We start from the raw sequence: 18,626 nt of genomic DNA, 5'->3' as shown, positions 1-18,626 counted from the left end.
CTAATTGTCATACACTCTGACGACCGACCAGTCAGAGGTGTGGCAAGTGAGCGAACCCGTTTCCCAGGCGCATTTCATCAATCGCGAGCTGTCGCTGCTCGAATTCCATGATCGCGTGTTATCGCAAGCGGAAAACGACCAGATTCCGCCGCTGGAGCGTCTGCGCTTTTTGTGCATTTCCAGCACCAACCTGGATGAGTTTTTTGAGATTCGCGTCGGCGGCTTAAAAGAACGCTTTGAAGCCGGCTCCACGCTTGCAGGCCCCGAAGGCCTGACGCCCCGCCAGCAATTGGACCAGATCGCCGAACGCGCGCACCAACTGGTCAATCGCCAATATCAGATTCTGAACCAGCAATTGTTTCCGTTGCTCGCCGAACATCAGATTCGGGTGATCAAACGCGAAGACTGGAGCGAGGCGCAAACCGCCTGGTTGCAGCAGTTTTTTGAACACGAAGTGCTGCCGCTATTAAGCCCGATCGGGCTCGACCCGGCGCATCCGTTTCCACGCATTCTGAACAAGAGTTTGAACTTTATCGTCAAGCTCGATGGCAAAGACGCCTTTGGCCGTAACTCCGGCCAGGCCATTGTGCAATGCCCGCGCGCACTGCCGGATATGATTCGACTGCCGGCTGACGAAACTCAGTCCGGCCCGTACGACTTTGTGTTTTTATCGTCCATCATTCATTACTTCATGGACGAAATTTTCTTCGGCATGGCGGTGAAAGGTTGCTACCAATTCCGCGTTACCCGAAATTCCGATTTGTTTGTCGACGAAGAAGAAAGCGGCGATTTGCGTCGCGCCATTGAAGGCGAATTGGTGTATCGCCAATACGGCGACGAAGTGCGTTTGGAAGTCGCCGAAAATTGCCCGGATGAATTGCTGGAATTTTTGTTCAAGCAATTCGAAATCAGCGAGATCGATTTGTACCGCGCCGACGGCCCGGTCAACCTGAACCGCCTTGCTGCCCTGATCGATTTTGCCGCGCGCCCTGAACTTTTGTATCCGCCGTTTGACGCTCGCATTCCACGCGTGTTGCGACGCAAGGCGAACATGTTCGAGGCCATACGCAAAAGCGATATTTTGCTGCACCACCCGTTCGATTCGTTTCTGCCGGTGGTGGAATTAATTCGTCAGGCGGCGAAAGACCCGGACGTGTTAACCATCAAACAAACGCTGTATCGCACTGGCGCTAATTCCATCATCGTTGATGAATTGGTGGCGGCCGCCAAGGCCGGTAAAGAAGTGACGGTTATCATCGAATTGCTGGCGCGTTTTGACGAAGAAGCCAACGTGGTTTTGGCCGAACGCTTGCAGGAATACGGCATTCACGTGGTATACGGCATCGTCGGTTATAAGACGCACGCCAAGATGCTGATGGTGGCGCGACGCGAAGGCGACAAGCTGCGTCACTACGTGCATTTGGGTACCGGCAATTACCACCCGAAAACCGCTCAGGTGTACACCGACTACGGCTTGATGACGTGCAATAAACAGATCGGCGACGATGTGTATCGGGTGTTTTTGCAGCTCACCAGTTTGGGCAAGGTGAGCAAGCTCGACACGCTGTTTCAGTCGCCGTTCACGCTGCACAAAACCATGATGCGGCGCATCGAACGCGAAATCGAAAACGCTCAGGCCGGCAAAACGGCGCGCATTATTTTGAAGATGAATTCGCTGTATGAAGAACAGCTGGCGCGCAAACTTTATGAAGCCAGCCAGGCGGGTGTTCAGATCGATTTAATTGTGCGCGGCGTCTGCCAGATTCGTCCGGGTTTGCCGGGTGTTTCCGACAACATTCGGGTGCGTTCCATCGTCGGTCGCTTCCTCGAACATACCCGCGCTTATTGCTTCCACAACGACGGCGACCCGGAAGTGATTCTCGCCAGCGCCGACTGGATGAGCCGCAATATGTTCCACCGCGTTGAGATCGGTTTTCCGATGTTGACCAAGAAATTGCGCGACAAAGTCATCAAGGATCTGGAGTTGTATCTGGCCGATAATTCCCAAGCCTGGGAATTGAACAGCGACGGCCATTATCAGCAATGCAAGCCGGGCAAAGCCGAGCCGGTTTCGGCGCAGCAAAGCCTGCTCAACGAAGCGCTCAGCGGCAGCAACATCAACTGATGTCAGCTGCCGTCTGACGATTGCACCGACAGGTTCAATTGATAGCCCAGTTTGCTGAGATACTGGGCTTCCTGTTCCAAATCGGCCTGCGTCAGGCTGTGCTCTTCCCACCAATCGGCGGTGGCAATCAGGTTCAATGCGTCGCCATCGATACGCAGCCCGATGCCGTCTGACCGGCTGCCAGTACGGGCGCGGTGCAACACCACTGCCAGACGAAACATCACCAGCAGTGCCGGCAAAATGGGCCGGTCTTCTTCACTGAGTTGCGCCAGCGCATCGGCGTCCGGTTTTTTGCGGTGGTGTTGTATCAGAAACGTCAGCCGTTGTTGTTCTTCGTGGCTGAAACCGGCCAGATCGCAATGCTGCACGATATACGCCGAATGTTTGTGGAATTGGTTGTGGCTGATGTCGAGGCCGACTTCGGCCAGTTGCGATGCCCAGCGCAAATAGTTGGTCCAGGGGTGTAAGTCCGATAATGGCAAGGCGGCTAAATTGTCGCTGAGAAAACGCTCGGCGGTGGCGGCGACGCGCTCAGCCTGGTTGGCGTCGGCGTGAAAGCGTTGCGCCAAATGGGTCACGCCGCGACTGCGCACGTCTTCCTGGTCGAGCCGGCCAATCAGGTCGTACAACAAACCTTCGCGCAATGCCCAGGGCGAGGCTTCCATGCTGTCGAGCCCCAAACCTTCGAACACAGCGCGCAAAACAATTAAGCCGCCAACAAAGACCGGTTGCCGGTCACTGCCCAGGCCATCGGGTTTAAATTCTTCGATGGATTTGGCTTGCCCGGCCTGGTCGCATAATTCATCCAGCAACGCCCGGGTAATAATCGGCGAACCCGTCTGGGTTTCCGCGACTTTGGAAATGGCTTTGATCGAACCCGAGCAACCGATGGCGCGTTGCCAGCCGACGGACAAAAATTCATCGCGCACCGGCTCGATTTTTTGCAGGCAAAAGGTGGTGGCTTTTTTCACCGCTTTTTTGCTCAGCGAACCGTCGGCAAAAAAGTCGCGGGTGATGGCGACGCAGCCCATGCCGAGGCTTTCCAATTGCAGCGGCTGAAATTGTTCGCCGACGATCACTTCGGTACTGCCGCCGCCGATATCGACCACTAACCGACGGTCGAGTTCGTCATCCAAACCCTGCGCCACGCCCTGATAAATCAGCCGCGCTTCTTCGGCACCGGAAATGACATCGATGCGATGCCCCAATGCCAGTTCGGCTTTGGAGAGAAAGGCCTCGGCATTGGTGGCCTTGCGCAGTGTACGAGTGCCTACAGCGCGAACGGCGGACGCCGGTAAGTGGCTGATGCGTTGGCCGAAACGACCCAGACATTCCAGCGCGCGCCGTTGCGACAGTTCATCGAGCGCGCCGTCTTCACTCAAGCCGAAGCCCAACCGAACCGGTTCCTTTATCCGATCGAGCACCGTCAGCTCACCTTTATCGAGCCGTGCGACGATCATGTGAAAGGAGTTGGAGCCCAGGTCAATGGCCGCCATTTCTTCCACCCGGTTCCGCCAGAAATCGGACAACTTGAGCATGGGCAATGCAACCTCAAAAACAAACTGCGACAATGCTGACTCAGCTTTGTGACAGGAGCAAGGACGATGGCAGTACGGCCGTTTCGTAACCATGAACCCGCGTTGGGCAAGGCGGTTTTTATCGACGCCAGCGCCGTGGTTATCGGCGATGTTGAATTGGGTGACGACGTGTCCGTCTGGCCCGGCGCCATTATTCGTGGCGACATGCACCGCATCCGCATCGGCGCTCGCACTTCGGTTCAGGATGGCGTTGTGCTGCACATCACCCACGCCAGCGATTACAACCCGAACGGTTATCCACTGACCATTGGCGACGACGTGACCATCGGCCATCAGGCCTGTTTGCACGGCTGCACCATTGGCAATGAAGTGTTGATCGGCATTGGCGCCACTGTGCTGGACGGCGCCGTGGTGGAAGATCAGGTAGTGATTGGTGCCGGTAGCCTGGTGCCGCCGGGCAAGCGATTGGAATCCGGCTATTTATACGTCGGCTCACCGGCCCGACAGAAACGGCCACTGAGCGACAGCGAACGCAACTACTTCCGTTACTCGGCCAGCAACTACGTTAAATTGAAAGACGAGTACCGCGCCGAAGGGTTGAACGCTGTATCGAATGACTGACACAGTTTTGCACTAAAAACCTTTCCGCTTATAAGGATTTAGGCTTGAGCAGACGCAAGTCATGTTTTAGAGTTGCCCCGGTTGAAACAAACCGTTTCAACTGAGTAAACCCTTTTCACGAATTCACACACAGGACGGAGGTTAGCTATGCGACGTATTCACCCATACGCCCAAAATACCTCTTGCTCAACTCGCCTGATGGCGAATTGGGCTAACGCCCTGTTGCGTCCGCGATTCGTGTAACCCTGCCTCACGAGCCGCGGATTGATGCCGCGGCTTTGCACTGTTTCCAGCACCACCGAACAGTTTTCTCCTCAGGCACCAATCCGTCGCTCCGGGCTTAACTGAACTGGAGAACGACCATGCTGGTCAACAAACTGATTTCTCATTTGAACCGCCGCCGGGAACTGAACGCCTGGCTGAAAGAAAAACGTCAACAACGCTATCTGTCCGAACACCTGAGTGAGCACATGCAACAGGACATCGGCTTGCACCACCAACCGGCAGAACGTCCGCTGAGCTGGAAAACCGTCAAGGAAACGCGACGCGAGCAAGCCAGCATCGGCAAGGAAAGAGCCGGGCCAGGTAGCGCGTAACGCCGGGGAGCATCCGTTAGAGTCGGAATAGAAGCTGACTGGATGCTCCCCGTTTTAGCGTCGGGGTGACAGGGTTCCAAGTCACCCCGGCAACCCGCCAAAACCACTTCCTTTGCCGCCTTCCTACAGTGTTAGACTGCGCTAAAAACTCGCGGGACATCCCTCGATGCGCGGAACCGTCGAACGCATTTATCAAGCCGAAAACCGTCGCGTACTGGCAACGTTGATTCGCCTGTTAGGCGATTTCGATTTGGCCGAAGAAGCCTTGCACGACGCCTTTATGGCCGCCCTGAAGCAGTGGCCCGACGATGGCATTCCCGACAACCCCCGTGCCTGGCTGGTATCGGCCGGTCGCTTCAAAGCCATCGACCAGATTCGCCGCCGCAGTCGTCATCACGACGCCGTTGCCGACATGGCAACCGAAGCGTTAATCGACGAAGACGCCATTGCAGACGACACCGACCACAGCATCGACGACGACCCGTTACGGTTGATCTTCACCTGCTGCCACCCCTCGCTGGCCCGCCAGGCGCAACTGGCGCTGACATTGCGCGAAGTCTGTGGCCTGCGCACCGAAGAAGTGGCGCGTGCCTTTTTGACCAAAACCCCGACCATTGCCCAACGCATCGTGCGCGCCAAAACCAAAATCCGTGACGCCGGCATTCCTTACGAAGTGCCCGAACGCAGCGAACTGCCGCAACGGCTCGACTCGGTTTTGGCAGTTATCTATCTGCTGTTCAACGAAGGCTATGCGCCGTCCGAAGGCGATGACCTGACCCGACCCGACCTCGCCGAAGAAGCCATCCGGCTTGGCCGCATGCTGGCCGACTTACTGCCCGAACCGGAAGTGCTCGGCCTGCTCGCCCTGATGTTGCTGCACCATTCACGCCGGCCCGCCCGCGCCGACGCCAACGGTGATTTGATCCGGCTGGAAGATCAGGACCGTTCATTGTGGACCCGGGCGCTGATCGACGAAGGCTGTGCATTGGTACCGCGCGCTTTATCGCCAAATGGCATCGGGCCTTATGCCCTGCAAGCGGCCATCGCAGCGCTGCACGCCGAAGCCGAAACTTTCAGCGACACCGACTGGGCACAAATCGTCGGCTTGTATGAAGCGCTGTATCGGTTATCGCCGACGCCGGTTATCGCCCTGAACCGAGCGGTCGCACTGGGCATGAGCCAGGGCGCCGCCGCTGGCCTCGCCGCCATCGATGCACTAATGAGCGACGAAGCCCTGCAGCACTACCACTTAACCCACGCTGCCCGCGCCGACTTCTGCCGCCAGCTCGGCCGCACCGAAGACGCCCGCCGCGCCTACCAACGCGCCCTGACACTCACCGCCCTGGTGCCGGAGCAACGGTTTTTGCAGCGCCAGTTGGCGTCACTGGGCCGGTAAATGAACTAGAGTGGTCGAAACCCACGTCGGCCAAACGACCAATACAAAACCGCAACGGAGAATCACCATGCAATACCTCGCCTTGGTTTATTACAGCGAAGCCAAAATGGCCGAACTGACCACCGACGACTGGGACGCCCTGAACCGCGAGTGCATCGCCTGCGGCGAAGACCTTACCGCCAACGGTCAAATGCTCGACGGCCGCCCGCTGATGCCGACCGACACCGCCACCACCGTCCGCGTGCGCGATGGAAAAGTCACCGTCACCGACGGCCCCTTCGCTGAAACTCGCGAACAATTGGCCGGGTTTTATTTATTGGAAGCGCGTGACTTGAATCAAGCGATTCAACTCGCCAGCAAGATTCCGCCAGCGCGGTATGGGAGTGTGGAGGTTAGGCCGGTGAGGGAGTTGAAGAGTGAGGGGAATGAGCCTTATAGCGGATTAGGTTCAAATCTATGATGTCTTACATTATTTATTTTGGCTCACAAAACACTCTGTCCAAATATAGGTGTCGTGCCGAAAACAAACCCGAGTTGTAAGAAAAAAGTGCCACCTAATTAGGTACAACAACATGCTTGAGCCGCCAATTATAGTTCGAATTGCAGTATCTATTTATCTCATCCTTGGTGGTGTTGCGGCAATCTCACTCTGGAGAAGTGCTGCAGCACCGGACGCTCTGCAAAACTCTGGAATAATAATAGCTGGCTTGCTCCCAGCGCTTATTGCTGTACTTCCCTATTTAAAGTCCAGTCAACTAAGCGAAAATTTCGAGCTTGTACTAATTTTTGATGAAGATGCCAGAAGTGTTATACCTAACGCTGAGCTCGACATTTATTCCCGCACTTATTCAAATCTCTATTCCAACTTAGATCCAATAAACCTGTTGTCGAGGGAAATCGGAGACGACGAGGTTAGAGAGGGTGACGCAAAGCAATATTGGATTTTCTTCAATAAAGAAAAAGGATGGGATCTAATTGAACGACTAATATTATTATCTTTTGCGCATAGGTTCCGTGGTAGCTGGGATATAGAGCTCAGCAGTCGCCAAACTCCAACGGGACATGTGATTGAAGGCCAATATGGAGATAGTGAATCCAAGGAAATACGTTTAGATGTGATTGCCAAGGAAATGTTTCACCACAATAAGATCATCCAAGAAGGATGGATGGATTTAGTTCCGCCATTTTTCCATATACCAAATGGTGGAACATTTACTGTTGAAGCAACGAGCAGAAGTCGGATTTTTACGATCAAAAACAGAAAAGCCACTTTAAAAATAGATATTTCACCTGCCGGCGGAGAAGAATTACATAGTCTTTGGGGGCAGTATCTTCCTCAAAATTTAAACTGGGCAGCGCTGTACTATCGGGTGGAAGTCAGCTTGACGTATCAAAAATATTCAACTGATGGAGCGAGATATGAGCAATGGTTTAAAAATACTGCCAACGAAATCCAGCAATATGATTGGAACACCATCGAAGAGAATCGCCAAAATGAATTACTGAGAAGATATTTAGAAAACCATCAATAGATTAAGTCTCGCTCAAATTCTCTTATAAAGAAAACAATACTGTTAGTCGAATTCTGATCGACTACAGCGACTACTTGGGCAACCTATACCAAAGGAGCCCCACCATGCGTTTTATGATCATCCGTAAAGCCGATGCTGATACCGAAGCCGGCATTTTGCCTGAATCCGATTTACTGGAAGCCATGGGTCGCTACAACGAAGCCTTGGTCGACGCCGGTGTCTGGCGCGGCGGCGAAGGGTTGAAACCCAGCCGCGAGGCGTTTCGCATTGAGTTCAACGGCGGTGAGCCGGAAGTCATCGATGGGCCTTTTGCCGAAACCCGCGAACTGCTGGGCGGCTATACGATGATCGAAACCAAGAGCGTCGAAGAGGCCTTGGAATGGGCCAAGCGCTGGCCGCGTGAAGATGGCAATTTCCGCCTGGAATTACGCCCGGTGTACACCCTGGAAGACTTCGAACCCAGCGAGGGTTTGAACGTGCATCGCGATCTGGATGCGCGCATTGCCCGCCAGTCCGTGAGCCAGGCGGTGCATCTGTCGTTCGAGGGCAATTGCCGCGAGGCGCTGAATTTTTATGCTGATTTGTTGGGCGGTCGCTTACTGACGATCTCGACCTACGGCGATGCGCCGGAACCCGCGCCGGTGCCAGACGATTGGTCGGACAAGATCATTCACTCTGAATTGTCACTGGGCGATCTGGTGATTATGGGTGTGGATGCACCGCCGGCGTATTTCGATAAACCTCAGGGCGTGAGCGTGCAGTTGAGTTTCGACAGTGTGGAGAAATCGCGTTATGCGTTTGATCAACTGGTCGAAGGCGGGCGGGTACGGATGCCGTTTGAGAAGACGTTCTGGTCGGCCGGTTTCGGTATGTTGACCGACCGCTTCGGCATTCACTGGATGATCAGTACGGTTTAACAGTTACCGCAATTGGCTGTCTTTCGAACCGCGCCGGTTGTAGCTGCTGTAGGCGGCTTCGGCGTCGTGTTCGGCCTGGCAGGTTACGCACAGTTGCACGCCGGGCAATGCCTGACGGCGTGCTTCGGGAATCACCTCGCCGCATTCGGCGCAATCGTGTCGGCTTTCGCCTTTGGGCAGATTGCGCCGGGCGCGGGCCAGCGCATCGTCCAAGGTGGCGTCGATTTGGTCTTGCACTGCGCCGTCGCCGGCCCAACCACTGGCCATCATTGCCTCCCAACCATCACCGTTCTGAACGCTCACACTCTAGCAAAGTCTGGCGCGGCCGCGATGCCCGGCTGCGACATCACAGATACGGCGTCATCGACCCGGCGTAGAGGGTGTAACCGGCTGAGCCGAGGTCGGCGTCGTGGCGTTCGGTGCGCAGGGTGCCGGTCACGTACACCGGCTCGTCCAGACCGGGCGTTTTAAACCCGCCTTGGGTTTCAACGTGAATGATCTGGTTCGCCGGCGGCGGTGGGGTGTGAATGCAGGCACCGTAATACGGCACCAGCAGGAAGCTCAGCACCCGGTCTTCGTCTTGCTCCAGCGGCACAACAAAGCCGGCGATGCGTACCGACAAACCATCGTAGGCGTCAACCACCGGCGCTTGTGCGAGTGCATCACGCATGGCGCTGTACAGGCGTTGCGCTTCCGGGTCGTCGTCGGCGAGGCTCGACAGCGGCGCCGTCGGCGCCTCGATTTGCGCGGCGAGGTCGGCGTAGCTGAAACCGGCGGGGATCAACGCTTCCCACGGCAAATCCTGCACCGGCCGACTTTCTGCCGACGCCAGAGCTGCCCAAAACAGCGCGATCAACGCCCAAGCTGTTCTCATCGTTTTTCCTCAGGTAGAGACCGTCAGACCATCCGACAGCGAACGCCGGTAGGCTTTCCAGCCCGGCCACAGGCCCACCAAAATACTCAACACCACGACCAGCAACAAGACAAAGAACAGCGGACCGGTCGGCAAGGCCAGCGTCAGTTGAATGCCGTAAGCCGGTTGTACCCACAGCGCCGCGATGGCGATCAGCGCCCAATGCAGCAGCAGGCCGAGCGCCAGACCGAGCACGCCATAAAAACCGGATTCGATCATCAACAGACCCAGAATGTGACCGGGCCGAGCACCGAGGGCACGCAAAATAGCCATCTCACGGCGGCGCTCGTTCAGGCCGGCGAGAATCACCGTGACCATGCCCAACAAGCCGGTTACGACGACCAGACCGGAAATGGCGATCAGGGCGTTTTCGGCAATGCCGATCATCTGCCACAGCTCGGCCAGGGTGGCACCGGGGATAATGGCGCTGAGCGGTTCGGCGCGGTATTCGTTGATGCGCCGCTGGAACGCTAACGCCTGGATGCGCGATTTCATGCCGACCAGGACGGCGGTTACGGTGTCGGGCGTGAGGTCCATTTCAAGCGCTTCGTCGGCCGAGATATGAAAGCCCGGAATGCGCACCCCGGCGGCCCAATCGACGTGGATGGCGGTCATGCCTTCCAGTGGAATGTGCAGGGTTCGGTCCACCGGCGTGCCGGTTGGCGCCAGGATGCCGACCACGTGGAAGGGTTTGTCGTCGTGCAAGTCAAACGAGGTGCTGCCCAGGCCATGTGCGATAACAACGGGATCGCCCAAATGGTAATCCAGCGCCTTGGCGACTTCGCTGCCCAGTACCACGTCGTAAACCGCTTCAAAATTGCGGCCTTCACGGATGCTCAGCGGTTGGCGGCGGCCGTATTGATAATGTTCGAAGTAATCGTTGTTGGTGCCCAGAACTCGATAACCCTGGTGCGAGTCGCCCAGTGAAAACGGAATCGTCCAGGCGACGGCGTCGTTGGCAACGATGTCCTGATAGGTCTGCCAACTGATGTTGTTGGTGGCGTTGCCGATGCGGAACACCGAATACAGCAGCAAATTCAAACCTCCGGTGCGGCCGCCGACGATCAAATCGGTACCCGATAACGTATTGGCAAAACTGGCGCGGGTGTCCTGGCGAACGCGATCGACGGTCAACAACAGCGCCAGACTGAGCGCGACCATCAACAAGGTCAGCACGGCGGTGGAGCGTCGGTTCCAGACGCTGCGCATGGCGAGATTCAACCAATTCATGCGTCGGCCTCCTCGGTGTGGGCGGTCAACACCAGTTGGTGATCAAACCATTGCGCCAGGCGGCGGTCGTGACTGACAAAAATCAGCGACGCGCCGATGCTGCGGCATTGTTCGGTCAGCACCTGCATGAAGTTTTCGACGTTGTCTTCGTCGAGCGCCGAAGTCGGTTCGTCGGCGATGATCAATTCCGGTGAACCCATCAGGGCGCGCGCAGCCGCCACGCGCTGCTGCTGGCCCACGCTCAAGCGCGACACCGGCGCCCGCCACAGCGATTCCGGCAACTGCAAACGGCGCAGCCAATGTTCGGCCGCGGCGGTGAGACTGTTCTGTTGCGCCAGTGTCTGCTCGTGTCGCCGCGTTGATAACCGCGCCGGCAATTCCACGTTGGCGAGTACGGTCAAATACGGCAGCAAATTGAATTGCTGAAAGATGTAACCCAGATGATCGGCGCGAAAGCGGTCACGACGCCGGCCCGACCATTGGCTGATCGGTTGTTCCAGCATCTGTACCTCGCCTTCGGTTGGTACCAGCACGCCAGCCAACAAATTCAATAAAGTGCTTTTGCCACTGCCGCTCGGTCCTTGAACAAAGAGTGATTCGCCTTGAGGCAGGCTCAGGTCGTCTACCGCCACCGTGGGCCGGGACGAGCCCGGCCAGCGGTAGCGCAGCGCCTGCAATGAGACGGCTGTGCTCATGGGTCTGTTACTCCAAAGTCAGAAGGGTGTGGCTGGGCGACAGTTCGGCGGCACCTTGGGCGTCGTCAGTCAGGTATTGAACGTCCAGATCTTCAAAACGTTCGAAGGCGTTGAACAAGCCGACGCCGACCTGAGTCAGTTTTTCCGGGTTGTCGCAATGGAAGTGCCAGCTGACGTCGACGTCGCTGTGAGCATCGCCGGCTTCATGGTCATGGTCGTGGTCATGATCTGCGTCTTCGTCATGGTCATGGTCATCGCCCAGAACGGCGCTTTCGATCTCGACCGATTCCAGCTCACAGCCGGCAGCACGGCTCAGTGTCCACAGGGCTTCGCCGTCGCGCAAAGTCGCCACGGCGGCATCGATGGCCTGATGCTGCTCTTCGGTGCTCGGTGCGTGTTCAAAACCGAACACATTGAACGCTGGCGATTCCAGCGCAATGACCAGTTCGTGCTGATCGACAGCCAACGACAACTGGGCCGCGCCATGTTCGTGGGCGCCGTGCTGGCGTTCAATTTCGGCCCAGACAGAGGTGCTCAACGGGGCCAGGGCGACAGTCGCCAACATCACAGGAAGGGTGGTTTTCATACGATCCTCAATCTCAACAAGAAAAACGATAGCCGTCGGACGGCCGGGATAACAATCAGTCTTGGGTTGAGAGAAAGGCAGGCGGGCCGCGGGCGGCGGGTTGCGATAAGCGTTGATCGACGGCGATGACGGCAATGGCGTCAGCGACCGGAACTATCAGGTTTTGCATCGGCGCGATCAGGGCAAGGATCGCCCCGGTCTGGCCGAGTTTCAGCAGATGGCAGATCAGGCACGAATGCTCGTCTGCATCATCGGTTTCAATATCAGAGACAGAAAGCGCCACCGGCGTTTGCATCTGTTCGGCCAGATGCACCGGCGCGTGCCAGTGTTGAGCAACGCCGTTGACGATGAGTACGGCGATGGCAAACAGCACCCATCGCCAGGCACGCAGACTGACCGGGCGCACAGAAGGCGCGCCAGTCGAGTCGAAAGTCAGTCTGCGTGGGTTCATTAAATCCTCAAAGCGTTATGGACGAATGACCGGCACCACCACGGTTGCGCGGCGAGGTTCGGTGCCGTCGGCGGCAATGGTTGCGGTCAATGTCAGTTCGCCGGTATTGCGACCGGCATTGAATTCGGCCACGAAGGATTGCTCACGGTCGTTGGTCGGGTCCGACAGGCTCGGGTCGCTGCGCAACGTCAACTCGGTCGGGTAACCGCCCGGCCGCGTTACGGTTAAGCGAATGCGACTGGCGTCTACGTCGTCTGCCGAATCCGGCAGAATCCGCACCACCGCCCGCGCCGCTTCACCGGCCTGGTACACCGGCGTTTCGGCTTCAACGCTGACACCGATCAAAGCCACCAATTGGCCCAGCTTGGTGAAAATCGAACTGCGCTGTTTGACCGGCACGTTCAATGCCGCCGTTCCGGCATCGAAATCGAGCGCGGTGACGACAAAATCCTGCGCCGATTCTTCGTTCAAAATGGCCTGGTGAGTGGCAAAGCTGGTCGGAAATACCGCTCGGTTTTCCAACACGGCGCTGTCGCGCATCACCACACCGTCGCCACTCCAACTGGTGGCGATGAGCAAATCGGCTTCACCGCCGTTGGTGTTGTATTCGATCTCATAGCGCTCCGGCGTGCGCTGGTCGATGCCGATCACCAGCGCATCTTCAATGCCGGCCGGCAGGGCTTGTTCAACAACCGATTCAATGTGCAGTTGCCGTTCGCGCGCCGCCGCCAGGTCGGGCAGGCCGGCCACGTCGATGCCATCCCAATTCAGCCGCGCCCAGGCGTCCGGGTCGTCGACGTTAAACGCCAGCGACTGGCTGCCGCCTTCACCGCAGCAGCCGTCGTAATGCGGAATCAGATCGAAGGTTGACGGAAACGTCAGCATGGTGCGCCGAAACCCCTCAATGCCGCCCATAAACAAGTTCGCTTTCCCCCAGCCATTTTGCAGCAGGTCGAACACTTCGACCGAGCCGCGCAACGGTGTACCTGCGGTGATCAGGCGGGCCACGTGTTGATCACCGCCTTGCTCCAGAATGTAAACCCGCGAAATCAGCCCGCCCATGCTGTGGGCAACGAGGTCGACTTTGTCATCGCCGGGCACTTCGTGCTCAATAAAGTCGGCCAGCAACTGAGCGTTGTCGAACACGCTGAGACGCCAGTCGTAGTCGAACAAAAACAGATTTTCGCCTTCGCGATAACCTTCGTCGGTCAGCCGCTCAACAAAGCCGGCATAGACCTCTTGCTTGTAAACACCGAGATAGGAAATTTCCCGGATCAGTCCACAAGGTTGAATGCTCTGATCGTCCGGATCGTACGCCAGGGTTTGAAACTGGGTGATCGAGGCGACCGTGCCCCAGACAACCTTGGTGTCGTCACCCTCGTCGATACACAGCCGCGAACCCAACAATCCCGGCACAACCACCACCGGGTTGCGGGCCGTTACCTCGGCAGCACTGACCGCCGGCGCGAAGCTTCCCAGCCACGCCATCGCGGCCAGCACCAGGGTGCGGCGTACCATTGTCTGTAATGTTGCTTGAATCATGATGCTTCTCCCTTGATTGCTCTTCCTTGGCAATCGCGGCCGAATGTTACAAGGTATCATAAGGTTTGCAAGTCGGACGCGAATTACCCGCTTCGATATACTGATGTTTTTTTCCAGTGAGCCCGTTGTGATCATCACCTACCTGAACGCTCTCTTTCCCGTCGTTTTTTGTGCCCTGCTCGGATGGACACTGGCAAAACGCACGACATTACTGTCGGCGCCGGGGCTGTCGCAATTGGTCACCCAACTGGGCCTGCCCGCACTGATCCTCTCTGCATTGTTAGGAATGAAGACGCCACTGACACAGGTTTCAGATACCTTGGTGGCGATCGTGCTGGTGCTACTGGTGTCGGCGTTTCTGGGTGCGGTGGCGTTAAAACTCTGTGGCCTGGCGGTACGCGGTTACCTGTCGATGCTGGTCAATCCCAATACCGGCAATCTGGGCATTCCGCTGGTGTTTGCCCTGTTGGGACAAGACGCCCTGGTGCACGCCGTGGTCATTTCCACCGTCGTCCAGATCAGCCATTTTACCCTCGGTGTCTGGCTGCTGTCCGGGCGGTTTACATTGAAGTCAGTGCTCACCAACGCCTCGATACTGGCGTTGATCGCAGGCGTTGCCTGGCACGCCACCGGCCTGGAAACGCCCATCGCCGTCACCCGCACCCTGGATTTGCTGGCGGGCATGACCATTCCGGTGATGCTGTTGCTGCTCGGTCGTTCGCTGGCGGAGATCGATTTGCGCGAATGGCGGCGGCTGGGTCGGATCGTAGGATTGTCGGCAGGGCGGGTGGCGTTAGGTGTCAGCGCGGCGATGCTGGTGTTGTCGCTGTGGCCGTTGTCGCCACTGGTCGCGCAAACGCTGTTGATTCAGGCCAGCATGCCGGTCGCGGTGATCAGCTACATCCTGGCGAGTCATTACGACGGCCCGAAAGACGACATCGCGGCTGTCACCTTGGTCAGCATTCCGCTTTCATTACTAACGGTGATGGCGTTGATGCAGTGGGCGCCGGTCTTTAATTAGTGCGCTGCTTACAGCGTGCCGCCGGTTTCGATGCGGTAGCCCAGATCAATCACCCTGTCTGTCACCGTTTCACCGCGCAACCGCGCTAACAACACCTGGGCGGCACGTGTGCCCATGGTTTCCCGTGGCGTTACCACACTGGCGAGTTTGGGCGCCATCACCTGGCCGACGTCGTGGCCGTGGAAACCGGCAATCGCCAATTGATCGGGTACGTCTATGCCGCGACGCACGCACTCGAAATAGGCGCCGATGGCGACGTCGTCGTTGGTGCAAAATAAACCGTCGGCATCCGGGTATTGTTGCAGCACTTCTTCAAGCAAGGTCGCACCGACGCTGTATGACGAACGCTCCGCGCGACGCAAAGTGATGGCTTCCAACCCCGCGGCCTGCATCGCCTGGTTGTAGCCTTCTTCGCGCTGCAAAGTACGGGCATCCAGCCGAACCGCCAGATACAGAATGTGTCGCCGGCCGCGCTCAATCATCGCTTCGACCATGGCGCGCGCAGCTGTGACGTTGTCGAAACCGACGGCTTGATGAATCGGCGGGCTGCGCGTGTCCATCAATTCCACTGTCGGTACGCCCGCGGTTTCCAGCATGCGCAAAGTGCGATCGGTGTGCTGGCTTTCCGACAGCACCACGGCGTCGATGTTGTACGACAGCAACGACGCCAGCGCGCTTTCTTCCAATTCCGGGCTGTAACCGTAATGCGCCAGCATCAGGTGATAGCCGGCCGGTTCGGTTACTGCTTCGATGCCTTTAAGTACATCGGCGAACACCTGGTTGGTCAGCGACGGCAGCAACACGCCAATGGCGCGACTGGTCGCTTTCGACAAAATATCCGGGCCGCGATTGGGAATGTAGCCGAGCGTTTCGACCGCTTCGAAAATGCGTTCGCGCAGCGCTTCGGAGACCGTCTGCGGGTCGCGCAGACAACGGCTGACGGTCATCTTGGTAGCACCGACCTGATCGGCAATGTCTTGAAGGGTGGGGCGTCGTTTTTTCACGAAGTTCCGTTAACGGCCTGAACAAACCGCCCCATCTTACACCAGGCCTTCGCTAAGCGCGGCCTGGAACAATCGCCGCCAGGCAAGCGGCCAGAACGGCGTCGGCAGGGCGGTCGATGTCTATACGAATGGCTTCGTCTGCACCCGGCCGCTCCAGTTGGGCGAACTGGCTTTCCAGCATGTCGCGCCCGGTGAAGTAATGATCGCGCCGCTGCGACAGCCGCGCCCAAATAGTGTCGATGTCGCCGTCCAAATGCACAAACACCAGATTTGGATCCGCCAACCGCAAACGATCGCGATAGCGCTTGCGTAACGCCGAACAGGCCAGCACCAGCGGCGCACCGGTTTTAAGAAGCGATGCCAGGGCGTCCAGCCAATCGGCACGATCGGCGTCCGTCAGTGGCACGCCACCGGCCATTTTGGCGACATTGGCCGGGCTGTGAAAATCATCGGCATCAAAAAACGGTAACGCCAATTCATTCGCCAGCCGTTGCCCGATCAGGCTTTTCCCGCACCCGGATACACCCATCACGACAATCGATTTGCCCGCTCCGAACTGCACCATTTATTGCCACCACAAGGCCAGTTGCGGAAACGCGATCAACAAACCAAGTGCCACAATCTGCAGACCAATAAAGGGCAATAGCGAGCGGAAAATTTCGCCCAGAGAGATGTCTTTCGGTGCCACCGTTTTCAGATAAAACGCCGCCGGCCCGAACGGTGGTGACAAAAACGACACCTGCATGTTCATGCAGAACAACACACCGAACCAGATTGGGCTGTAGCCGAGTTCATTGATGATCGGCACGAAGATCGGCATGGTCAGCAGCGCCACGCCCACCCAATCCAGAAACATGCCGAGCACCAGCAAAATCGCCATCATGAACAGTATCGTCGCCAGGCCGTTACCGCCGCTGACCGCCAACACCGTTTCGCGTACGAAATTAATGCCGCCCATCAGGTTGTACACACCCACCAAGGCGGTCGCGCCGATACCGATCCAGATGATCATGCCGCAGGTGCGCAGCGTGGTGATGCAGGCGGCGCGAATCATGGCGTAACTGAGTTCACCGCGAACCCAGGTACTGAGCGTAATGCCGAGCACACCCAAAGCCGACGCTTCGGTGACCGACGCCACCCCGGTGTAAATGGATCCCAGAACCACCGCCACCGACAGCATCGGAAACAACAAGGCTTTGAAAAAATTGGGCGCCGGTGTTTCGTTTTCGTTTGGATGATCCGACGGCAAAGGCGCCAATGCCGGATTCAAATAAGCGCGAATCAAGACATACGCCATATACAAAAACGCCAGAATAAAGGCGGGCAAAAACGCGCCTTTGAACAGATCGCCAATGGAGACGTTGGCCGTCAAACCATAGATGATCAGTACGATGCTCGGCGGCAACATGGTGCCCAAGGCACCGCCGGCGCAGGTGGTGCCAATTGCCAGTCGACGGTCGTAACCCAGCCGCAACATCTGTGGCAGTGCCAGCAATCCCAACAGCACCGTTTCGCCACCGATCACACCCGACATCGACGCCAGAATGACCGCCACGACCAAGGTCTGAATGGCGACACCGCCGCGAATTTTTCGACCGAGTCGGTTCATGGCGTCGAATAAATCACGCGCGATGCCGGAGTGATCAAGCAACGCCGCCATCAACACGAACATCGGCACCGCCAAAAACACATAGCTGCCGATAAAGCTGAACAGACGACTGCTGACAATGCCCAGCGCACCCGGGCCAAACCAACCGAGCGCAAAAATCAGCGCGACAAAGCCCGTCACAAAGGCCAGCTGCATACCGGTCAGCAGCAGCGCAATCATCAGCGCCAGCATCAACAAACTGGCGTAGCCGATGCCCATTGCAGAGAGTTCAAACATCAGACTTTCCCCAACAATTGGCGCACATCACGCAGCAAATGCAGCAGGTATTGCACCGTCAGAACGACGATGGCCAACAACACCATCACCTTCAGCAACGCCGGAAACGGCGGATTCCAGGCGGAACCTGAAGTCTCCAAACGGAACGCACCCCAGGGTGCGAACACGGCCTTTCTTGCCATGATCGACGAGGCGTACAGCATCATGGCGCAGAAACCCAAACCGAATAGATGGTGCGTCAATCGCAGCAGGCAGCGGCCGCGTTCAGACAACAAGTCGTAGATCAACACCACCCGTACGTGCTTGTCGGTGGCAAAGGCGTAGAGACCGCCGAAAATAAACAGCGCCGCGCCAAAAAACGTCGAGGTTTCATGCACCCAAATGGTGGGTGAATTAAAGACGTACCGACACACCACTTCGTAACCGCCAATCAAGGCAACACCGGCAAAAATCAGGCTGAGTTTTTTACCCAACCAGACGATGGCACGGTCGAGCCAGGACGACGCCAGATCGGCGTCGTCTTCCGCATCGCGCCCGACGGTTATGATTTCTGCATTCATGAAAACAGACTCCG

General features: G+C 57.2%; 20 protein-coding genes. 8 read left to right on the top strand and 12 right to left on the bottom strand.

The window, feature by feature from the left end; genetic code table 11:
* Positions 1-46: 46 nt before the first annotated feature.
* A complete protein-coding gene (gene ppk1 / locus DW349_RS00585) occupies positions 47-2,125 on the top strand; it encodes a polyphosphate kinase 1 (protein ID WP_232819325.1) in 2,079 nt (692 codons plus the stop codon).
* A 2-nt stretch (positions 2,126-2,127) separates the two neighbouring features.
* Here the strand turns inward: ppk1 and DW349_RS00580 are convergent, their stop codons facing one another.
* Entirely contained in the window at positions 2,128-3,663 is a 1,536-nt protein-coding gene (locus DW349_RS00580; protein ID WP_108125891.1) for a Ppx/GppA phosphatase family protein, read from the bottom strand.
* Between the two features lie 66 nt (positions 3,664-3,729).
* Between DW349_RS00580 and DW349_RS00575 the strand changes: the two genes are divergently transcribed.
* The 6 genes from DW349_RS00575 to DW349_RS00550 all read left to right on the top strand — a co-directional run bounded on the left by DW349_RS00575 (position 3,730) and on the right by DW349_RS00550 (position 8,725).
* Positions 3,730-4,284: a gamma carbonic anhydrase family protein gene (locus tag DW349_RS00575; protein WP_108125742.1), complete on the top strand. Its 555-nt coding sequence runs from the start codon at positions 3,730-3,732 to the stop codon at positions 4,282-4,284.
* Between the two features lie 362 nt (positions 4,285-4,646).
* On the top strand, positions 4,647-4,880 hold the full coding sequence (locus DW349_RS00570) for a hypothetical protein (protein ID WP_108125741.1): 234 nt from the start codon (positions 4,647-4,649) through the stop codon (positions 4,878-4,880).
* Between the two features lie 166 nt (positions 4,881-5,046).
* Entirely contained in the window at positions 5,047-6,276 is a 1,230-nt protein-coding gene (locus DW349_RS00565) for an RNA polymerase sigma factor (RefSeq protein WP_108125740.1), read from the top strand.
* 67 nt (positions 6,277-6,343) lie between these two features.
* Complete coding sequence (locus tag DW349_RS00560; RefSeq protein WP_108125739.1) at positions 6,344-6,736, top strand: YciI family protein; 393 nt, start codon at positions 6,344-6,346, stop codon at positions 6,734-6,736.
* Positions 6,737-6,848: 112 nt separating this feature from the next.
* Complete coding sequence (locus DW349_RS00555; RefSeq protein ID WP_108125738.1) at positions 6,849-7,808, top strand: hypothetical protein; 960 nt, start codon at positions 6,849-6,851, stop codon at positions 7,806-7,808.
* A gap of 104 nt (positions 7,809-7,912) precedes the next feature.
* Positions 7,913-8,725, top strand: coding sequence for a YciI family protein (locus DW349_RS00550; protein ID WP_108125737.1), 813 nt, complete (start codon positions 7,913-7,915; stop codon positions 8,723-8,725).
* 3 nt (positions 8,726-8,728) lie between these two features.
* Here the strand turns inward: DW349_RS00550 and DW349_RS00545 are convergent, their stop codons facing one another.
* The 7 genes from DW349_RS00545 to DW349_RS00515 form a co-directional block, all read right to left on the bottom strand.
* The gene (locus tag DW349_RS00545; protein ID WP_108125736.1) at positions 8,729-8,992 is read right to left on the bottom strand and encodes a DksA/TraR family C4-type zinc finger protein; all 264 of its coding nucleotides are present in this window, start codon (positions 8,990-8,992) and stop codon (positions 8,729-8,731) included.
* Between the two features lie 79 nt (positions 8,993-9,071).
* Positions 9,072-9,599 (bottom strand): DUF3299 domain-containing protein, encoded by a 528-nt coding sequence (locus DW349_RS00540; RefSeq protein ID WP_108125735.1) that lies wholly within the window; start codon positions 9,597-9,599, stop codon positions 9,072-9,074.
* Positions 9,600-9,608: 9 nt separating this feature from the next.
* Complete coding sequence (locus DW349_RS00535) at positions 9,609-10,868, bottom strand: ABC transporter permease (RefSeq protein ID WP_108125734.1); 1,260 nt, start codon at positions 10,866-10,868, stop codon at positions 9,609-9,611.
* On the bottom strand, positions 10,865-11,563 hold the full coding sequence (locus DW349_RS00530; protein ID WP_108125733.1) for an ABC transporter ATP-binding protein: 699 nt from the start codon (positions 11,561-11,563) through the stop codon (positions 10,865-10,867). Before DW349_RS00530 ends, DW349_RS00535 begins: the two co-directional genes overlap by 4 nt.
* Positions 11,564-11,570: 7 nt before the next feature.
* Entirely contained in the window at positions 11,571-12,149 is a 579-nt protein-coding gene (locus DW349_RS00525) for a DUF2796 domain-containing protein (RefSeq protein WP_108125732.1), read from the bottom strand.
* 55 nt (positions 12,150-12,204) lie between these two features.
* Entirely contained in the window at positions 12,205-12,600 is a 396-nt protein-coding gene (locus DW349_RS00520) for a hypothetical protein (RefSeq protein WP_108125731.1), read from the bottom strand.
* 15 nt (positions 12,601-12,615) lie between these two features.
* On the bottom strand, positions 12,616-14,142 hold the full coding sequence (locus DW349_RS00515) for a lipase family alpha/beta hydrolase (protein ID WP_157954355.1): 1,527 nt from the start codon (positions 14,140-14,142) through the stop codon (positions 12,616-12,618).
* A gap of 127 nt (positions 14,143-14,269) precedes the next feature.
* On the opposite strand from DW349_RS00515, the gene DW349_RS00510 reads away from it, so the two are divergent.
* Positions 14,270-15,163 (top strand): AEC family transporter, encoded by an 894-nt coding sequence (locus DW349_RS00510; RefSeq protein ID WP_108125729.1) that lies wholly within the window; start codon positions 14,270-14,272, stop codon positions 15,161-15,163.
* Between the two features lie 8 nt (positions 15,164-15,171).
* On the opposite strand, the gene gntR is transcribed toward DW349_RS00510, so the two are convergent.
* From gntR to DW349_RS00490, 4 genes are read right to left on the bottom strand one after another with little or no spacing between them, the layout of a single operon-like run.
* On the bottom strand, positions 15,172-16,167 hold the full coding sequence (gene gntR, locus DW349_RS00505) for a gluconate operon transcriptional repressor GntR (protein WP_108125728.1): 996 nt from the start codon (positions 16,165-16,167) through the stop codon (positions 15,172-15,174).
* Positions 16,168-16,219: 52 nt separating this feature from the next.
* On the bottom strand, positions 16,220-16,732 hold the full coding sequence (locus DW349_RS00500; protein ID WP_198650495.1) for a gluconokinase: 513 nt from the start codon (positions 16,730-16,732) through the stop codon (positions 16,220-16,222).
* Complete coding sequence (locus DW349_RS00495; protein WP_108125727.1) at positions 16,733-18,052, bottom strand: TRAP transporter large permease; 1,320 nt, start codon at positions 18,050-18,052, stop codon at positions 16,733-16,735. It abuts the gene before it with no gap.
* Positions 18,052-18,612, bottom strand: a complete 561-nt coding sequence (locus tag DW349_RS00490) for a TRAP transporter small permease subunit (protein ID WP_108125726.1) — start codon at positions 18,610-18,612, stop codon at positions 18,052-18,054. The genes DW349_RS00495 and DW349_RS00490 overlap by 1 nt, the downstream gene beginning before the upstream one ends.
* Positions 18,613-18,626 lie beyond the last annotated feature (14 nt).

The sequence above is a fragment of the Saccharospirillum mangrovi genome, from assembly GCF_003367315.1.
Taxonomy (GTDB): domain Bacteria; phylum Pseudomonadota; class Gammaproteobacteria; order Pseudomonadales; family Natronospirillaceae; genus Saccharospirillum; species Saccharospirillum mangrovi.
Note: the sequence above shows the minus strand (reverse complement) of the source record. Positions and strands in the feature narration are given on the sequence as shown.